Origin of the sequence: Pseudoclavibacter sp. 8L, assembly GCF_902506465.1 — a bacterium.
Lineage (GTDB): Bacteria > Actinomycetota > Actinomycetes > Actinomycetales > Microbacteriaceae > Pseudoclavibacter.
The window spans coordinates 386601-403968 of record NZ_LR733186.1 but is presented as its reverse complement, the minus strand read 5'-3'; the positions used below and the strand labels follow the sequence as shown (position 1 = coordinate 403968).

The window sequence follows — 17368 nt, the reverse complement described above, 5'->3', positions numbered from 1 at the left end:
CGCGGGCGAGGACCTAGGACTGCTCGGACTGCTGCTCAATGATGGCGCGCTCGAGGCTGTCGGCGATCAGGACGGCGTCGAGGCCGGACTGCCTGCCGATGCCGACGGCGTGCTGGGCCTCATGCGAGGCGAGCGCCTGCAACGCGGACTTCGGCGTCGTGAACTCGTGGGCGAGCAGCTCGTCGATGGCGCTGTCGACGTCGGCGTTGTGCCGGTGCCAGTCCACGCTCTGCGGCTCGGACGAGAGCCGACGGACGGCCGCGGCGTGGATGCTCGCGGCGAGCCGCTTGTGGTGGTCGATCGCGGCCAGAGCCTGCTCGTGGAGTTCTGCTTCATCCATCCACCCAGCCTGCCATGCCATCCGGCGCCTACCTGGACGGAACGGAGGCGCGGACGCACACACCGTCAGATGCAAAAACGCCCGGCCCGCCTCGCAGAGTGCGAGACGGGCCGGGCGTGGAGCTACCGCGACGAGTTAGACGCCGTAGTAGAGCTCGAAGGCCTAGAGGGGTGACGGTGATGATGGGCTGTGCCCGTCTGCCCCGCCATTCCGGGCGTGCAGGTGTGGGCAGTGGTGGGCCGTGCGAGTGTCGGAATGGGACTGCTGCGGACACCGCTCGGACACACGGCCTCAGGATCGCGCGCCGAAGCGGTCAGTGTGCGTGCGCTGCTGCGCCCGCAGCGACGAGAGGTGCTCCGCCCTGTCGTAGACCACGGTCTGAGGTGTCGGGGTGTAGAACGAGGGACCGCCGGGGCGCTGACGTTGGGACGCGAGCTTGCGGACCGTGAGGCCAGGGACTCGCTCGCAGGGCTGAGCGGGCGAGAGCAGTTCGGAGTCAGGCACGCAGCGAGCGTAGCTGCCAAGAAGGCGGCTGATCGTCGGTACCCTGGGCGCATGCTCAGTCACTCCATCGCTCAAGCCTCTGTGCTCATCGACGCCGGCACGCTGGCCGTCGGAGCCGTCGGCATCGCGGTTGGCTTCCTCGGCACGATCATCGTGCAGAGGATGCAGACCAAGGCGTCCGACAGCCGGCTCGAGCGTGAGGATGCACTGCGCTTGACGCACTGGCACCGAGAGCAGAAGTTGAGCACGTACGCCGAATATCTGACGTCGGCCAGACTCACGGCGTCGGCGATCAGCACCGCCGAAGCCGCAGCCGCCGACCAGCACTACCAGGCTGAGGAGCTTCGAGGAAGAGCTGGTGTGCGTCTGTCAGCGCTTGAAGAGCTCGAGTCACAAGTCGAGTTTCTGGCGCCGACCAATCTCTCTGCGTTGATGATCGACCTTCAGACGCAGTGCAGGGCCACACTGGATGCCCTGTGGGACGTCGAGGAGGATCCAGGAGTTGAAGTGCCGAGCACGCGCGAGTTGCCGGGGCTGGTGCTCCGCATCCACGCTGCCATGCAGGAGGAGCTGGGGCTGTCGACTTCCTCAGCCTGAGCGACGACCTTGACCCGGAAGTCCGCCGCGCACCGTGCTGGGGTCGGTGGCATAGATCCGCCTGTCGAAGCGCTGGACTTCGCGCTGTGAGGGCTTCTTTCGCTGTCCGGCGAGGCTGAACGCCTCCTGCAGCTCCGAACGAGAGGCGTCAGGGGCGGGCACGGGCCGATGCGGCCTCCTGTCGCGGTGCTCAGCGAGCTTGTCCGGCTTCCGCGACTCAGCAGAGGGTGAAGCCGGCGCGCAGCGGGCGCCTGCGACGGTCTGGTGGATTGACATGGCACCGCTGGCCTGCAGCGCGTGCTCCTCTTCGCAGCGGGGGCAGATCGCGAATCGCAGAGACATGAGCTGAAGCTACGCGTCGCAGGAAGTCACGCGCGCCGGCCGCTGCCTGGCTGGCCGCCCTCGAAGTTCTGCTGCACGATGCGGAAGTCGGTCAGCGGTTCGGGCTCGGTGCGAGCGTCTCGCCTCCTCGCTGGGAACGGCTCACATCGCATGCGGTGCTTAGTGTCGTGGGCTGGCATCGGCCCGTCGACGTGACCCTTGTGCCGCTCGCCGCAGCGCGTGCACACCCTGCTCTCCATGCTCATGAGCTAAGCGTAGGTTCCAGAGCGCCTCCACCACGAGAGGCGAAGCGACGCAATGTCGGATGCGTCTGACACTGTGTTGTTCTGCGCGCATCAGGTGCGCCGGGACGAACGGAGTTCAGCATGACCACTGATCCACGCCTCACCGACATGCAGGCCGGGAAGCGGCTCGTCGAGCTCTTTGGCCGGCACCCCTCCTGGGACGAACCGCAGCACGACGTGTGGGTGCGGACGCAGGGCGCCCTCGCGTTCGCCGCCAGAGACGAGGAGATCCACGCCGCGGCCGTCGCCTACAGCGGCAAGCGCAGCAGCTTCATGGTGCTCACGGGCGCGCTGCTCCTGCAGGCATCCTTCGAGCTTGCCCCTGATCAGCGCCCGAGCGTGCACGTGTTGCCGCTTAAAGCCATTCGGAGCCTCGATGTGGCGACCGACCACATGCTCTTCGTTGACAGCTTCGGCGGCACGCCGTGGCCTCGCGGTGCTGAGATCCGCGCGACCTTCGTTACCGAAACGGTCGACTTCACGCCGTTCGTCGCGGGCCTGAACTCCCGCGACGGTGCCGAGCTGGCGACGGCTCTGTACATGACCCTGCGTGCAGCTCTCGTCTAGACGAACAAGAGCAGGGCACCTCGAGTCGCGTGCCCGGAGTGCCCCGCAACCAGGCCCAGGTCTGAGTCGAGACGAGCGGCTTATGCTGCACCCGATACTGCAGGAGGGCGGGTCGATCAGTTAACGTTCGACGTCGACCTCGTTGGCTCTCATCAACGCATGTACAGCTTCATGTCATAGCGCACGAGCGTACCGATCTTCGAGTAGGGGAGGGGCTGGTGGTCGACCCGCCAATCTCGGATCGTGGCCACGGGCACGTTGATCATCTCGGAGACTTGCTCGTCAGCCATCCAAGTGGGGCGATGGGTGGGATTCGCGATGCTCCGCATACTTCATAATCGCTCGCCGTACCGGTCGGTTTGCTCTCGCTTCGTGGTGTCGAGCCAAGCGAGGTACTCGCTCCACTCGTAGAGCACAACCCGCGCGTTCGCCTTCCGGAATGGCGGACCGCCGCCGCGAGACCGCTGCTTCGCGAGCGCGGCGACGGTGAGTCCGGGGATGCGATCGCACAGCTTCTGCGGCGTCGGGAACTCGGGGTCGCTCACGGGTTGTGCCCACCGATCCACGCCTCTAGCTCACTGAGTCGGTAGCGGACAAGCCGCCCAAGCTTGATCGCTTGCGGGCCGCGGTCGCCGCCGTCACGCACGTCGAGGTACTTCCACTCGCGCAGCAGGTCGGGGCGGATCGCGAGCATCTCGGCGGCCTGTTCGGTCGTCAGGAGCGGGTCGTTTGGGAGTCGAGGCATGCACTGATCATGCCCGTTGGTGAAGTAATGCCTGCCATGATGCTGGTCTTGTCGGCCGCCGAGACTCAGTGTGCTGCACTGCAACGCACGACGATGGGTGTTTCAGCCGCTTTTGACGCCCAGGTAGTAGCGCCGGCCTCCGGAGCGGGCGGCCGTGACGCCGTGCGCCTTGATATCTCGCCCAAGCGCAGCTTGATTGCTAAGAGCCATGCCCATGTTTCCCTGCCATTCGTGGAAGCTGGTGAGCCAAGGACTTCCAACGTGCCACCGAAGCCGAGCAGCACCTACGAGAAGCAGGAGAGCTCAATCGGCCGAGCTGACCCGACGCAGGAGGCCCGAGTCGGCATCGATATGGGCCTTCGCGGCCAGCTCCGAATTAGTAGACGAAATCCAACGAGCGGAACTCCAGGTCATCCCATGCCCACTCGACCGTGATCCGAAGCGGGCGAACATTCTTGTGAGCGATGGACACCCAGTGCTCCTTGACGATGGGCGGGGCCGATCCGGTGATGCCTCCCAGCTGGACCGGGTGGTTGGCAGTCACCTTGAGTGAAACGAGCCGCCGGTCGTCCATGTACTTGAGTTCAAGGAGAGTGGGGCCACCCTCACGCAGATGCCAAGGTGAGTCAGGCGTTTGCGGGACCAGGCCACAGAGCGCTTTATCCAGTACCAATCCAACGGCGGCGCCGAGTGTCGCATCCCTAAGTGACCTCGCGATCTCCGCACTGGTTCTGGCGTCGGGGTTGGCATCATCAGTCATAGAGCGAGCGTATCCTCGTCCGTAAGACTCCTCGGTGTGTCTTGCCCGGCCAATAAGCACGAGCGGGTCAAGCAGTCCGGCAACGTCGTCACCCCACCAGGAGCGCGCGACCTGTTCGCTGCCGGCGCCGAATCCCTCACCCTCGCGGCCTGACCCGAGCAAACCAGTGACGGATCTATCCTGAGGTCGTGATCTTTCGAACCGTGGGACGCATGGAGGCCGCATCGTGGACTGGACGATGATTCTGACCGTAGCCGGACTCGCCGTGGGCGTCGTCGGCCTCATTGGTATTCCGATTTCGATTTATTCGCTTAGGAAATCTCATCCCAGACGAAGCCTGCGTTACGCCGTGACCGTCACGCCCTTGATTTCTAATCACGCGGGAGTCGCTAATCTGGAAGTCAGCATCGGTCAGACCAGAATCCAGAACCCTTATCTCCTCGAGATAGTCGTCGTGTCGCATAGTCGCGCTGACATCGTGAGTGCGAGTTTCGATTCCGGTGTTCCCATCCAATTTAGAGTGCACGGCGCGGACGAAGCAATCGTTACGAGCCAGTCGTCGTCCGACGGGATCGTGATCGAGGAGTCGTGGTCGACTGTCAGCAGCGAAGCCTTGCTGGAGATTCACCCACAACTCATTCGCCCTGGGGCCCTCGGCCGTGCAACGGTGGTGACGGCAGGGCCGGCGGAAGTTGATGTCTCCGACAAGCTCATCGACATCAAGGTGCGGGACCGCAGCACGGATGAATTTATCGGAGTGACGTCCTTCTGGCTTCGCAATGTGTCATGGCTCCTGCCGTCAGGAGCCGCATCAGTGGGTGTTGTAGCGGCTCTCATCGCGGGGATTCTCGGGGCGACGCAATGAGGCGCCTCACCTGGGATAATCAATCCCATGGAAGCCGAACTAACCTACCTGACCACCCGTGCAGCAGCACGCCGTGTCGGGAGGTCCGTTCGCACGATCCGCAGATGGCGTCGAGCGGGTCTTGCGTGGCGCGTGCACGACCACCTCATCGAGATCGAGAAGGAAGAACTCCTCCGCATGTGGAGGCGCATGACCTTCCAGAACCCCATCGTGCTGAAGAAACTTCGAGCTCGTGGAGAAAAAGTTCCCGATTTGGTTTGACACGCCTAGATGTCCGCTCTCAAAGTAAAGATCGACACAGTTTCAGAAGCCCCGGCAGCGCATCGCGCACCGGGGTTTCGTCGTATCCGGACAGTGCACCCGCCCCCGCGTGAGACCGGGCCGAGCGGGACGGCCGCGGGACGCCAGCTCAGCGTCGTGTCACAGACGAGCGGTGAGAGGGAAGCGGGCCCGTCACCTCGGGGGAGGCGACGGGCCCCGACCTCGAGGGGAGTGATGGGGAAGAACCACAAGAGCACCCGCCGCATGAAGTCGCTCCGAGCCGAGTTCCGCGAGCAGTGCGCCGCGCAGGTCAACGACGACGGCACCGTGGGCGCTCCGTGCTGGCTCTGCCCCAAACCCATCGACTACGACGCCCCCCTGGAACGACTGGAAGAACGACTGGCGATTCCAGCTCGATCACTTCTACGTCGTCGAGCAGCACCCAGAACTCCAGGAGGACTGGAGCAACTTTCGCGCATCCCACGCCGGATGCAACAACCGCCGCAGCAACAAGCCGCCCAGGCCCGCGATCGGCAACCGCTCGCAAGCCTGGGTCTGATGGAAGGGACACTCCAATGGCACGCATCCAGATCTTCGAACTCCCCACCGAAGTGGTGGGCGAGTTCGTCAAGACACCGTTCGTCTTCGTCATCGACCAGGTGGCGGACGGGGGCGATATCCAGGCATGGGATGGATCGCTCGCGAGCAGCCCTCGCTTCAACTCCGGGACAGACGACTTCAAGGCGCTCGACAAGGACGGCTCAGAGTCACGAGCCAAGGTCAAAGAGATCACGGGTGAAGCGCTCGCCGACTCTCCAGAGGTGATCAGCCAGGCCGCAGCGGCTGCCGCGGAGCTCGCTCTCAACGACGCCGGCTTCCTCAAGTCCTCCGAAGCTGCACCCGGCGACACGATGTTCAAGTCCCTGTCGGGCAAGAAGTCCTGGCTCGGCGTCTCGGCAACTGGTGGTCTCGCGCGCATCACGATCCGCGCGATCGAGAACGCGCTCCACATCTCAGCTCGGACCGAGCGTCCCCGCCCGCTTCCGGGCAACTTCATCATCTGGCTCCGCGTGGATGGCAACGAACTGACTTTCACGATTGTGAGGAACACATGACGGTGACAACGACGGATCTCTCGGTGGGCGGTGGGCGGTGGGCGGTGGCGGCCCCATCATGGATCCGCGACGCTTCGACCAGACCAGCGGCGTGCTCAAGAAGCGCGGCACCGTACTCGCGCACAGCACGTTCGAGACCGGCACAGACGGGTGGGTGAACCACTTCCACTACGCGGACGCGGCGACGGTCATCTCTCGCACGCGCCGCCACCCGTTCCACGGAAGCCGGGCGCTGCTAATCTCTGCGTCCGAGCTTCCCTACAACCAGGCGAGCCGCTACCACGGCGCGTCCGCATACAAGCGCCTCGGATGGCCGAAGGAAGTCGGCCCGCAGTCGCTTTCCGGGTGGTTCGCGATCCGTGCAGGGACGGGGACCAGCCTCCTGACGGAGCGCAAGTACCCGTTCTCGCAGATGTGGCTCGGAATGGACTCGCAGCTGCCCGATGGAACCTCTCGTGCCTTCGGTACGGTCTCCCTGCGGGATAACGGTGACGGAACCTGCTCTTGGTGGCTCAAGGGTGGGAAACGCGGCACGGGGGCCAACGCGGAGACGCGGCCCGATGTGGAGACCTCTGGCACCCGCGTGTGGTTCACGGGCCTCAACGAGAACAAGGCGAACGGCTTCTACCCTCGGCTCACGACAAACCGCGCGGCAATGTTCGCCGGAGGCGACTACTACCTCGAGTTCCAGGTGAACGGCAAGGCGTTCGATCTGCGTGGCCTGACCGGTATCCCGTATGACCTGCTGCTCAACAACGGTTCGCACGACATGTTCACGGGCGGCAACAACATGGGCATGGGCATGGGCATCGCTCGCTCCTCGCTGAACCAGGACCAGAACGTCGTGCAGCTCCTCGCTGACGAGATCCTGTTCACCGTCAACGACAAGATCGGAGCCGGAGCATGGGCGCAACACACGTCATCGCGGCCGCCACGCAAGGAAACCGCCTCTACCCTGACGGCGCCCTCAACGGGCTGATCTTCCCGCAGAACCACGTCGAGTTCGAGGGCCGATCGGTCACGCACCTCATATCGATCCGTGGCGTCATCGGGGCGCCGTCCGCATGGACGCTTGAAGCGCGATTCCTGAGTGTCATCGAGCACTCCGCGGGTCCACAGTTCGGGGCGCCAGAGACGGTGCCGTTCTCGGAGCTTGAGACAGCGAACTTCGTCGCGGGCGGAGTTGCGTGGGGCAAGCAATCCGCGGCGCTCACGGCCCTGGGGAAGAACGCCGGAGAGTTCCAGGTGATCGCTGACAACACGGACAACCCCACGGGCGGGAACATCCTTCGCTTCTCACGCACGGTGACGAACTTCACCCTCCGGCACAAGCTGCAGCTGCGCCTCACCACGACCGGGGGCACCGACCCGAACCTCGTCTGGACCTACCTGATTCAGGAGAACGACTGATGTCCCGCGAAATCCGAATCCCCGGCGTCGAGTTCAGCGGGCCCGGCTTCCAGGATCCACCCGTCGATGATCTCGCCGACTCGGCCGGCGCGTTCCTCTACATGGACCTCTCGCACCCTGAGCTGCCCGTGACGGGTGTCCCGGCGAGCGTCCCGAACCTGGTGGCGGAGACCGCTGCAGCACTCGCGGCTGCCAGCACTCCAGCCAGCATCACCCTCACGAGCGCGTTCACCAGCTCGTCCGGTCGGACGGAGCGCACCGCCAAGGGTGGACTGCACATCGTGCCTTCCAAGGTGAACGACGTCGCCGCGCAGACCTTCCAGGCGCAGATGGCGCCGGCGCTGGCGACGTGGGCGCGGACTCAGCAGACGGACTGGTGGTTCCTCTCGATGTCGGTTCGTGTGACGCGGGCAGGCACCGCGGGCACCGAGCAGCAGATGGCACGCCTCGGGCAGAACACGTCGACCTACATCGCCAGCGTCTCGGAGGGGTCAGCCGGTACGTCCTCGTTCGGCCTGCCACTCCCCAACCGGACGTCCTCTCCGACGCCGGGGCTCGCGAATCTCTGCGTCGCCGCGCAGGGGTCCGGGTCGATGACCAACATCGCGCAGTCGTTCCTGCTCGGCGGTCCGGTGAATGCGACGTACCTGCACAAGGCTCCGTCGTACATCGTCTACAACCTCTTCATCGACAACCTGACGTCGTCGGGTCGGTCGTACGCGGAGTCTCGCGCGCTCTCCGGCGCCGTCCACAGCGCCGGCCATTCCATCGGCGGACGCTGGGCTGGGGACACGTGGAGTGCACCCGCAGACCTCATCGCCTAGCGCTTCGACCAGGCGTAACTCGGATGGGGCGAAGCGAAGGTATTCCGAGCTGGACTACGAGGTCTGTGCCGACCACGACGCCAGAGCGTTCAACTCGGACCAAGGGGTACACGCCGTCTTCGGGATCGTGCCTCGATGGGCCACCCTTGAACTCGATCTCTACGAGGTCACCTGGGAGCGCGATGATCCGCATCCAACCCATGTCTGTCGGCCTGACAGGGAGGATGCGTTTCATCCGCGCGTGCAGGGGAGAGCCCTGAGCGATCAGCAGCTCCCCGAGGCAGTCTTCGACGATCGTGGCGGCGCGCTCGAGCATGAAGTCGGTCAACGTAAGTCCGCTAACGCCGTGGAGCGCGCTCTGGTCAATCCAGGGGGCGAAGTGCTCGGTGGCGTGAGAGCCCCAAGTGTTGCCGATCGCGCCGATGAGCTTCGCCCATGTCATGGACGTGGTCCGGCCGTTCTTGTCAATGAAACAAGCGGCCGGCGTTGTGAGCCAGTTCAGAAGTGAAGAGCCCACTGCTCCGTTGTCGGGCCGCAGGTTGGGGAACGAGCCGACGACCACTTGGACTCCACTCGAGGCCTCCGGGGCTTGGGAGAGGAACAGCGGCACGTCCGCGAGTTCGAATCGCTTGATGAAACGCCGGAGAAGGTCGTCGCCCTTGCCCTGCGCGCAGAGCGTGCGCATCACGGCGGCGATGTCGTCGATCGCGGCATAGTCGCCCGCGAGGTGGCTATCTATGTGTCGCGAGAGACGGTGCCTGGCGCGGATGACCGAATCGAGAAGCTCAGCCTTGCTGATTGGGCGGTTGGGATCTCCGGTCTTGGCATTCACGAACGAACCCTATCGAGATGGAGATCACATGCAGGGCTTTCCGTACGACTTCGGCCGATGCTTCTCGGCGTACGGCTCGGATGTGTGGTCGCGTCAGTTCCAGATCAAGCGCAACGGGCAGCCGTTCGACTTCTCGGCGTGGTCGAACTTCCGCGGCACTGCGAGGTACGGCGATCGCGTCGTCGCGCTCACTGTGGACGACTCGGAGAAGGCTCAGGGCATCTTCCGTATCTCGGCGCCCTCCGCCGACGACTTCGCCGACGACCTCAGCGAGCTCGAGTGGCGATGGGACGTCAAGGGCGACGGCCCTGCCGGGGCGATCTCCCCGGGCAGGGGCATCATCACGTGGGGCGAGGGGGTCACGGAATGATCGAGGGCAACGTCGTCGACGCCGGACTCGTGTCTGGGGACGTCTCAGATATGCCAGTCGCGGCCGGGGCGCCTGAAGTGACGGCGGAGCAGGTGCAACGGTGGGACGAGGATGCTCTCGCGGCCGCGCAGAAGTACGCGCGCGATCGCATCGCGGAGATCCAGTTCCCACCGGCAGGCGTGACCAAGTCGTACGTCGACGAAGCGAACACAGCTCGGGACGAGCTCACGTCTGAGATGCGGGAGCAGATCGACGCGGCCCTGCTGCAGATCATCCAGGGGTACGTCGCCGCCGACCTGCAGCTCGACACGGCGCTCCGCGCGTACGTCGCGCAGGCAGTCGCCTCCGTCGCTTGGTCGAACCTCCCGGGCCGGCCAAGCACGTTCCCACCGTCGACACACAGTCACCAGTTCTCGGAGCTCGCAGGGGGTCATCGGGAACGCGCAGATGCCGTCTGCGGTGTGGGACGACATCACCGAGTTCCAAGACCCGGACCTGTTCGACTCCGCGACCGGATCGCGGGTTCTGATCTGTCGCATCGGCGCCGACGTGGAGTGCGTCGTCAAGGCGCGCACCGTCGCGACGGGCACTGGCGCGATCACGGCTCGCATCGCGATCCCGGCCAAGTACAACTTCCACGTCTCTCCGACGAACCCGCCCGTCAACGACTTCACGATCGGAATGGCTCGCGTCGGAAACGGCACGTTGAACATGAACATCAACGCGGGGGCGCTCTACAACGGCCACCGCTGCATCATCGGGCAGGGCGTCGCACGCAACACCGACTGGTCCGCCTCGTTCAAGTGGAAGACCGTCGCACACCTCACCTAGACCCGATTTCGTCTCGGTCCTGCACTCACCGTGCGGGGCCTCTCGCATTCCCGCGGGATCTGATCGTGGGCCCCGACCGTGGCAGCGAATGCGGCCAGTGAGATACCCCTTGGCGACACGCCGCGACACGCCTGGGATGAGTTCGAACCGAGGGGCCTGAAGTCTCCAATGTCGGTGGCCAGCGCGAGTCTTTTCTCGTACATAAGTACGAGCTTCGCGAGGGTCACACACCTCTCCGATGCGGACAGTCCACTAGGAAAGGCCCACCATGACCGAGAACACAGCAACCCCAGCAACACCGGGTGAGAGCTCGAAAGTCCAGTCCACGCCTCCTGAGCCGAGCCGAGCCGCGTCCGTTGACAGTCTTGAGGACTACGTCTACGACGTGTGGGCGACGACCGCTCGTTACCCTGGCCTCGACCCCACCGGCGTCAATAACAGTCGGGCGGCGATCCAGCAGGCAATCATGGATACCCCAGTCGGTGGAACGTTGCACTTGAAGGGAAAGTTCTTCCTGAGTGGCGGCTCCTCGCTCGCCAACGTGGGCCCGGATAGCTTCCGCAAGAGTGTCTCCATTGATTGGTCGGGGGCCGAGATCATCTCTGACTCCACTGAGGCACCATTCGCGCTTCTTAACACGACGCCCGTTCCGCGTCCAGTCTCTAACGTCGCGGTGACGAGCATCCTGATGGAGAACACTCTCTCGGTTGCCGGCGTCGCGTTCACCGTCGCCGATACAGCCTTCGCGAACGAGTGGAAGCGCGGAGATATTGTCAAGGTCATTGCGGATGATCCCATCCCGGGAGCTGAGCCTGGTTCGGGTGGCCGAGAACCGCGCGTCGGCGAGTACCTGCCCTTCCACAGCATATCGGGCTCGACCATTGTGCTTATCGGTTCATTGGTCGATACGTTCTCGACCAACGTCCGTCTCTGCAAGATGGACGAGTCAATGAAGATCTACATGAAGTGCGGCAAGATCGGATTCTCCGACGCGGTCATGGCCAGCGGGGCGCCCCGCAACGCCATCATCCTGCGAAACCTCACGAACGCCGTGATCGAGCAGCCCGTGATCCAGGCAACCACGGGGCCGATGATCCTCAACGAGGGCTGCTACAAAACCACGATCAGCGATCTGAGTGCCAACTACGGAATTGACGCCCCGAGCATCAACTACTCCTACGGCGTCTTGGACAAGGGGTCTGCGTACACGCGAGTCGTTCGGCCGCACGGTCGCAACATCCGTCATCTGTACACCGACGACACGTCAGCGATTGCGGCGAACTCGGGCAGCACGCACGCCTACGGGGCGACGATGTTCGCGAAGATCATCGATGGCAGCGGTCAGGGCTCGAGCGCATCCATGTTCGACGTCCATCACGCGTCATACGGCGTGGAGTTCATCAACTGCACCGCGCGCGACTCCTACTTTGGGTTCCAACTGCGCGGTCGCATGGGTCGTCTCGTCAGTCCACGCGCATCGAACTGCGTCGTCGGCGGTCGCATGTTCAACCAGTCCATCGGCGGGGAAACCTACGACTCCACGATCGTCGACTGGGAGAGCGACAACTGCCGCACTGACCTGGAAGTGACGATCCACCCGCCCGGACACCCACTCGCGGAACAGCGCCAGGACAGCTGGTTCGTCATCGACGGGTTCGTCACTCGCAACACGAAGTTCAGAGGCATCAACGCTCGGAACGCGTCGGTGAAGCTGCTCGACTACCTGTTCTCCGCTGCGCCCGACATGGTCGACGGAGGAGGGTCCATCGCGATGCGAAACAGTCGCATCTCGCTCGGAGCAGGAATTGAACACGATTTCTCACGAAACACTTCCGGCACGGCCCTCACGGTGATCGAGCTGAACACCTTCGGGTTCTCCGTGTTCGAATCCGGCCCAGCGAAGTACCGCCACCCCGGGACGTCGCCGACGCGAGTCGAGGCGTACATCAACTCGGCGGGCGGCGACCTCGTCCGGTGCCACAACCAGGCACTGACACAAGCCCCAGCCACGATCATCGCGGCCGCTCCGGTCACCGGAAGCTACGTGGACTGGTCGTCGGAGGCCAACACCAGGTCGTCAGCCGCCGTGCTGCTCGGAACGACATCGATGGCGTCGGCCGTGTCTCTGGCGCCCCTCGGGCGGAGCATGAAGGCAGACCTGACGGCGTTCATCGACCCAAGCGGCGGCAACGGGTCTCTGGCTGGCTTGCCCGCTCCGCAGTTCGACGGCCAACGACTCGCGATCATCCATCACGGATCCTCGAACACCGTGTCGATCTCGCACGACACATCAACCGCTGTCCGGCGAGCTCTGATCGGCAACACAGGCAAATCACTGACTCCTGGTCAGTCAATGCTGCTCGCCGCTATCCCAGGCGGCGTCTGGAAACAAGTCACTCCCGTGGCCTGATCGTCTCGCCATTCTCGTTCCCGAGCTCCGAGGCCCTGCGCGCACCGCGCAGGGCCTCCCTCATGCCCTAGGGGGCAATGCATGACGTTCTCCAACACCGCCACCGGCACGTCCGGCAACGGCGGCCAGTTCTCGAACCGCGCGGCTCGCGTCGATCGGTTCATCGTCCACCACGCAGCGACCGCGTCGCTGTCCGCCGTGCTTTCCATGATGAGCACCGGCTCCCGACAAGTCTCAGCCAGCTACGTCATTAAGGACGGACAAGTCATCGGCGTTGTGCCCGAGGAGAAGCGCGCGTGGACCTCCGGCTCCGCGGCTTGGGACGGCCGTGCGATCACTGTCGAGACCTGCAACTCGCAGACCGGCGACGCATCCGGCTGGCCCATCTCGGAAGCCTCGTACGAGTCGCTCGCTCGCCTCATCGCGGACTGCGCCACTCGGTACGGCTTCCCCATCAACCGCGACACCGTCATCGGGCATCGGGAGCTGTACTCGCGCTACGGCGCAAGCTACGCGACCGCCTGCCCCGGCGGCATCAACCTCGACCGACTCGTCACCCTGGCGATCGGCTACCAGAAGAACCAAGGAGAGAAGAAGATGACCCCAGAACAGGCCGCACTGCTCGCCGACGTCGCCAACAAGGTGAACGCCATCCGCGACGGACAGCTCCAGCCGCACAAGAAGTGGACGATCGACCAGGAGCTCAACAACAAGTTTGACACCCTCATCGGCAAGCTCGATGAGGTCATCAAGGCGCTCGGAAAGAAGTAGCCCGGTGACTGCTCGCGTCTCGTTCGGGCGGTGGGCGTGGCGCGAGCTGTCCATCCACCCGCACCTCAAGGCGCTGTTCCTGTGCGCCTACGTCCTCGCGATCGGCCTGGGTCTCGCGGCGCTGATCGCTCCGCCAACGTCCATCGAGGTGGAGATCGGCCCCGCCCTCACCACCGCATGGGGGTGGCTGTCACTGCTCGCCGGCATTGTCGGCAGTCTGGCGGTCCTCCCGGGGTGGTGGTGGGCGGAGAAGCTCGCCTGCGGGCTCCTGCTGCTGGGACTCGCCATCTACCTCGGAACCGTCGTCTACCTGCAAATCACTGGCAGCGGCAACAGGTACGCGCAGATGACGCTCTTTGGCTTCGGCATCATCATCGCCGCGTTCCGCATCGCCCAGACATGGAAGTACGCGTACGAGCCTCGACCGAAACTTAGGTAGCACCCGGATGGACATCGAAACGCTGCGCGCCTGCAGAACATTCGCGACGGCGCTCGGCGTCGGATCAGTCATCTGGCCCGCCACGAAGCACGTCTACCGACGCCTGACCGGCCGAGCCCAGCAAATCCGCAACGACGTCGACAAGGCGCACGAGCAGGTCGAGAAAGCACGGAAGGCCACCGACCGCGAAGCGCGTCGCCGCCGCAAGGTCGAGGAGTTCGCATCGCTCCTGCGCCGCCGACTCATCGCCGCCGAGTGCGTCGACGAGAGCACGATCCCGCCCTGGCCGGAGTACACGCCAAACACCGACACGAACCCCACTCAGAAGGAGTAACCGCATGTCCCTCATCTCAGAACCCGAAACGCACGGCGAGCGCACCACGAAGCTCGCCAGTGACCAGTCCGACTCCACGATCTGGACGGCCCCGTTCTGGCGCGGCACCGGGGAACGCGCCCTGAAGACCGCCACTCAGGTGGCAGTCGCTGCCATCACCGTCTCAACCGGCGCGGACCTCATCCCCGCCGTCGGCGTCGAAGGCATCAACTGGGCCGGCGTCGCGTCCGTCACAGCCGTCGCGACGATCCTGTCCCTCTTCACGTCGCTCGGCAACGCCAGCTTCACCGCCGGTCGGTGACCCGCGGCTCCAACGACTACGCCCCTCCTCGGTCGCCCCTTACGCGTCCCGGGGAGGGGCGGTTTCAGTCTCTCAGCGGTCGAAGCAATCGCTCAGCGCACATCTCCTGCACGCCGACTCTCGGAGGGTGGTACGTAGAATGAGCACTCATTGCTTGTACTGTCAGGTCAAATTAGATGCGGGAGGTGGCAACGTGGTCGATTCCAATCTGTCCTACCCTGAGATTCGTGCGGAGGCCCGCAAGGCGGCGGCGGCAGTCATGGACCTTTACTGGACCCCGGGGCGATTCCCGGTCGACCCCGTGCAGGTGTCTCGCGCCGTCGGCGTCGAGGTCTACTCAGCGCAGTTGGGGAACGATACGTACGGCATGCTGCTCAGCGCCAAAGCAGGTGCCGACATGTATCTCGACGTCGACCAACCGCCGAACCGTTACCGGTTCTCTTGCGCCCATGAACTCGGACACTACGTGGACCGCACGAGCAGTCTTGACGCTCCTCTCGAAGCTGGATTCGTCGAGGTCGACAAGCGCAGCGACGATGGGCGCGGTAAGCCCGGCGAGGTCTACGCAAACGAGTTCGCTGGCAGTCTCCTGATGCCAGAGGACGAACTGAAGTCTCAGCTCGACGCAGGCACGAGCGGCGTCGCTCTGGCTCGATACTTCGGGGTTTCGCTGTCTGCTCTGCAGTACCGGCGGCAGGTGCTCGGAATCTAGTGGAAGATCCAGAGGCGCTCCTGGCGGAGGACGACGGACCCGAGCGCAAGCGCGCGGAGGCCGAGCAACAGCTCGAGGCCACCAAGGAGAGCATTCGACCTGAGACACAGCTGCCGGGGCCGCCTCCACCGCAGGAGATCGGGCATGGCGGTCAAACAGTCGGTTACCTTCTGGCGCGCCACACATTCATGGATTATTTCGCGCACATAGCCAGCCGGCGGTACCAGCACAGCACGCCCGAGGGCCGCATGAACAAAATGATCACCGATCACAAGTGGTGGTACCGCCTGTGTTTCGGGCTGGACATCTGCGTGAAATCGGTGGTAATCGGAGGCCTCGTCACCGCTGCCGTCTTCGTCTTCGTCAAGGCAATCGCGTAAGCCTCTCTCGCCCCACCTCCTACGGGAGGTGGGGCGGTTTCCTCGTGTTGTCTAGGAACTCTGCGGGAGAGGCAGGGTAACTGGGGGCAGCTCGAGGAGGTTCGTCACTGGCTGGAATAGCAGGATGCCGAGGGAGGTAAACAGGAGGAGTACCGCGAACGTGTAGTAGCCAGCGATCCAGCTCGTGGCGTGTCGGGCAGCGCAACGGCGGCCGCCAGCGATGACGTTGCGGCAGGGACCACCGCGCCGTGTGGGAGCTCCGCAGTGCGTTCGGTTGGGCTGTCCGTAGATCGCAGCCTGACCCGCAAACAGCAGCGCACAGAGGATGGCGAGCAGAGCGAAGATCACGTCGAAGCTGATAGTCATGCCCCCTTTTCTAGCGCACGACTGCGCCCCCTCTCGCTGAAGCGATCCCGGAAACCCAGGACGACGCTTAGCGGGAGGGGGCGGTTTCTTCGAAGCAAGAGGCCGCGTGATCGGGTTGCTTCGTGGGTCCTGCCTATGATCAACCATGGCCAAGCATAATGACCTCGAACGACGGACGTCCGCGGCAGCAAAAGTCGGACGGACGCCGCCCGCCCATGTCGTCGCGAGCTACGACGAGAGGTCGGGTTCGGGTGTCCGGTCCGAGACTGTCGAAATCCGTACCTTGAGTACCACCACTTTGACCCGCAGTGGCATGTGAGAAATCACCACAATCCCAAGGGCATGATCGCCCTCTGCGCAACGCATCACGAGAAAGCAGGTTCGTTCACGGTCGAACACTGCCGCTCCCTCAAGACGAAAATGCCAGGGTCTGACGTCGCGGGCAATTTCGAGTGGATGCGTCGTCAGATCGTGGCCGTCGTGGGCGGCGCGTGTTACATCGACGTGCCAATGATGGTGCAGTTCAGGGACGAGCCAATGATCTGGTTCGACCGAGACGCTGAGGGCCACATGCTCTTGAGTTTCAAGATGGCAACGGCCTCAGGCGAACCTCGCGCCCAGATGATCGCGAACGACTGGGTGATCGCAGGGGACCCGACGGACGTGGAGAGCAAACCGAATGGCAATTTCCTGCGCGTTAAGTACGAGAACGGGGACGAGCTGAAAATCGAGTTCAAGGAGTGGCCCGACGCGGACAAACTCTTCGCTGCCTATCCTTCCCTCGCTGGTCACACGGACGTACTCAACATCCCCTTGGTTACTGCAGAGCTCACAGGCGTCATCGCCGGAACTCGGATTAAATTCGCGCCAACAGCGACCCATGTGGGGTCGACGGTCATCCGGGGGCTTGTCATTAGAAATACTCCCGTGGGCCTCGTGCTGTAACCGCGCTGCCCTCTCGGTCGGCGATCACACGGCCACGAGACCACGGGGCTAGCCTCCCATCTG

27 protein-coding genes are annotated in these 17368 nt (G+C 64.1%); 19 read left to right on the top strand and 8 right to left on the bottom strand.

Features of this window, described 5'->3' with window-relative positions; all coding sequences use genetic code 11:
• Positions 1-13 precede the first annotated feature (13 nt).
• Positions 14-340, bottom strand: coding sequence for a hypothetical protein (locus tag GV007_RS08605; RefSeq protein WP_160071899.1), 327 nt, complete (start codon positions 338-340; stop codon positions 14-16).
• A 291-nt stretch (positions 341-631) separates the two neighbouring features.
• Entirely contained in the window at positions 632-844 is a 213-nt protein-coding gene (locus GV007_RS08600) for a hypothetical protein (RefSeq protein WP_160071898.1), read from the bottom strand.
• A 51-nt stretch (positions 845-895) separates the two neighbouring features.
• Between GV007_RS08600 and GV007_RS08595 the strand changes: the two genes are divergently transcribed.
• Both GV007_RS08595 and GV007_RS08590 read left to right on the top strand, forming a co-directional pair.
• On the top strand, positions 896-1441 hold the full coding sequence (locus tag GV007_RS08595) for a hypothetical protein (RefSeq protein WP_160071897.1): 546 nt from the start codon (positions 896-898) through the stop codon (positions 1439-1441).
• 707 nt (positions 1442-2148) lie between these two features.
• The gene (locus GV007_RS08590) at positions 2149-2634 is read left to right on the top strand and encodes a hypothetical protein (RefSeq protein ID WP_160071896.1); all 486 of its coding nucleotides are present in this window, start codon (positions 2149-2151) and stop codon (positions 2632-2634) included.
• Between the two features lie 152 nt (positions 2635-2786).
• Here the strand turns inward: GV007_RS08590 and GV007_RS08585 are convergent, their stop codons facing one another.
• From GV007_RS08585 to GV007_RS08570, 4 genes are all read right to left on the bottom strand, one after another.
• Positions 2787-2924 (bottom strand): hypothetical protein, encoded by a 138-nt coding sequence (locus tag GV007_RS08585; RefSeq protein WP_160071895.1) that lies wholly within the window; start codon positions 2922-2924, stop codon positions 2787-2789.
• Positions 2925-2966: 42 nt separating this feature from the next.
• Positions 2967-3179 (bottom strand): hypothetical protein, encoded by a 213-nt coding sequence (locus tag GV007_RS08580; protein ID WP_160071894.1) that lies wholly within the window; start codon positions 3177-3179, stop codon positions 2967-2969.
• The gene (locus GV007_RS08575) at positions 3176-3379 is read right to left on the bottom strand and encodes a helix-turn-helix transcriptional regulator (RefSeq protein ID WP_160071893.1); all 204 of its coding nucleotides are present in this window, start codon (positions 3377-3379) and stop codon (positions 3176-3178) included. Before GV007_RS08575 ends, GV007_RS08580 begins: the two co-directional genes overlap by 4 nt.
• 376 nt (positions 3380-3755) lie before the next feature.
• A complete protein-coding gene (locus GV007_RS08570) occupies positions 3756-4139 on the bottom strand; it encodes a hypothetical protein (protein ID WP_160071892.1) in 384 nt (127 codons plus the stop codon).
• Positions 4140-4175: 36 nt separating this feature from the next.
• Here GV007_RS08570 and GV007_RS19195 point away from each other — a divergent pair, with 36 nt between their 5' ends.
• From GV007_RS19195 to GV007_RS08540, 7 genes are all read left to right on the top strand, one after another.
• On the top strand, positions 4176-4292 hold the full coding sequence (locus GV007_RS19195) for an IMP dehydrogenase (protein ID WP_236558423.1): 117 nt from the start codon (positions 4176-4178) through the stop codon (positions 4290-4292).
• Positions 4293-4365: 73 nt separating this feature from the next.
• Entirely contained in the window at positions 4366-5004 is a 639-nt protein-coding gene (locus GV007_RS08560; protein WP_160071891.1) for a hypothetical protein, read from the top strand.
• A gap of 27 nt (positions 5005-5031) precedes the next feature.
• Complete coding sequence (locus GV007_RS19190) at positions 5032-5265, top strand: hypothetical protein (RefSeq protein ID WP_236558422.1); 234 nt, start codon at positions 5032-5034, stop codon at positions 5263-5265.
• 575 nt (positions 5266-5840) lie between these two features.
• Positions 5841-6380 (top strand): hypothetical protein, encoded by a 540-nt coding sequence (locus GV007_RS08555; RefSeq protein ID WP_160071890.1) that lies wholly within the window; start codon positions 5841-5843, stop codon positions 6378-6380.
• A gap of 58 nt (positions 6381-6438) precedes the next feature.
• Complete coding sequence (locus GV007_RS08550) at positions 6439-7359, top strand: hypothetical protein (protein WP_160071889.1); 921 nt, start codon at positions 6439-6441, stop codon at positions 7357-7359.
• Positions 7284-7790: a hypothetical protein gene (locus tag GV007_RS08545; protein ID WP_160071888.1), complete on the top strand. Its 507-nt coding sequence runs from the start codon at positions 7284-7286 to the stop codon at positions 7788-7790. The genes GV007_RS08550 and GV007_RS08545 overlap by 76 nt, the downstream gene beginning before the upstream one ends.
• The gene (locus tag GV007_RS08540) at positions 7790-8614 is read left to right on the top strand and encodes a hypothetical protein (RefSeq protein ID WP_160071887.1); all 825 of its coding nucleotides are present in this window, start codon (positions 7790-7792) and stop codon (positions 8612-8614) included. Before GV007_RS08545 ends, GV007_RS08540 begins: the two co-directional genes overlap by 1 nt.
• Here the strand turns inward: GV007_RS08540 and GV007_RS08535 are convergent.
• On the bottom strand, positions 8604-9446 hold the full coding sequence (locus GV007_RS08535; protein ID WP_160071886.1) for a hypothetical protein: 843 nt from the start codon (positions 9444-9446) through the stop codon (positions 8604-8606). The genes GV007_RS08540 and GV007_RS08535 overlap by 11 nt on opposite strands.
• 28 nt (positions 9447-9474) lie before the next feature.
• Between GV007_RS08535 and GV007_RS08530 the strand changes: the two genes are divergently transcribed.
• The 9 genes from GV007_RS08530 to GV007_RS08490 all read left to right on the top strand — a co-directional run bounded on the left by GV007_RS08530 (position 9475) and on the right by GV007_RS08490 (position 15994).
• Positions 9475-9816 carry a hypothetical protein gene (locus GV007_RS08530; RefSeq protein ID WP_160071885.1) on the top strand — a complete coding sequence of 114 codons (342 nt, stop codon included), beginning with the start codon at positions 9475-9477 and terminating at the stop codon, positions 9814-9816.
• Positions 9817-10263: 447 nt separating this feature from the next.
• Positions 10264-10647, top strand: a complete 384-nt coding sequence (locus tag GV007_RS08525) for a hypothetical protein (protein ID WP_160071884.1) — start codon at positions 10264-10266, stop codon at positions 10645-10647.
• A gap of 268 nt (positions 10648-10915) precedes the next feature.
• On the top strand, positions 10916-13057 hold the full coding sequence (locus GV007_RS08520) for a hypothetical protein (protein WP_160071883.1): 2142 nt from the start codon (positions 10916-10918) through the stop codon (positions 13055-13057).
• An 81-nt stretch (positions 13058-13138) separates the two neighbouring features.
• Positions 13139-13828: an N-acetylmuramoyl-L-alanine amidase gene (locus GV007_RS08515; protein WP_160071882.1), complete on the top strand. Its 690-nt coding sequence runs from the start codon at positions 13139-13141 to the stop codon at positions 13826-13828.
• Positions 13829-13832: 4 nt separating this feature from the next.
• On the top strand, positions 13833-14267 hold the full coding sequence (locus GV007_RS08510; RefSeq protein WP_160071881.1) for a hypothetical protein: 435 nt from the start codon (positions 13833-13835) through the stop codon (positions 14265-14267).
• 7 nt (positions 14268-14274) lie between these two features.
• On the top strand, positions 14275-14601 hold the full coding sequence (locus GV007_RS08505) for a hypothetical protein (RefSeq protein WP_160071880.1): 327 nt from the start codon (positions 14275-14277) through the stop codon (positions 14599-14601).
• A 4-nt stretch (positions 14602-14605) separates the two neighbouring features.
• Positions 14606-14902: a holin gene (locus GV007_RS08500; RefSeq protein ID WP_160071879.1), complete on the top strand. Its 297-nt coding sequence runs from the start codon at positions 14606-14608 to the stop codon at positions 14900-14902.
• 154 nt (positions 14903-15056) lie between these two features.
• Positions 15057-15614: an ImmA/IrrE family metallo-endopeptidase gene (locus tag GV007_RS08495; RefSeq protein WP_160071878.1), complete on the top strand. Its 558-nt coding sequence runs from the start codon at positions 15057-15059 to the stop codon at positions 15612-15614.
• Positions 15614-15994 (top strand): hypothetical protein, encoded by a 381-nt coding sequence (locus GV007_RS08490; protein WP_160071877.1) that lies wholly within the window; start codon positions 15614-15616, stop codon positions 15992-15994. Before GV007_RS08495 ends, GV007_RS08490 begins: the two co-directional genes overlap by 1 nt.
• A gap of 51 nt (positions 15995-16045) precedes the next feature.
• Here the strand turns inward: GV007_RS08490 and GV007_RS08485 are convergent, their stop codons facing one another.
• Positions 16046-16360, bottom strand: a complete 315-nt coding sequence (locus GV007_RS08485) for a hypothetical protein (protein WP_160071876.1) — start codon at positions 16358-16360, stop codon at positions 16046-16048.
• Between the two features lie 342 nt (positions 16361-16702).
• Between GV007_RS08485 and GV007_RS08480 the strand changes: the two genes are divergently transcribed.
• Complete coding sequence (locus tag GV007_RS08480; RefSeq protein WP_160071875.1) at positions 16703-17305, top strand: hypothetical protein; 603 nt, start codon at positions 16703-16705, stop codon at positions 17303-17305.
• The last annotated feature ends 63 nt before the right edge of the window (positions 17306-17368 follow it).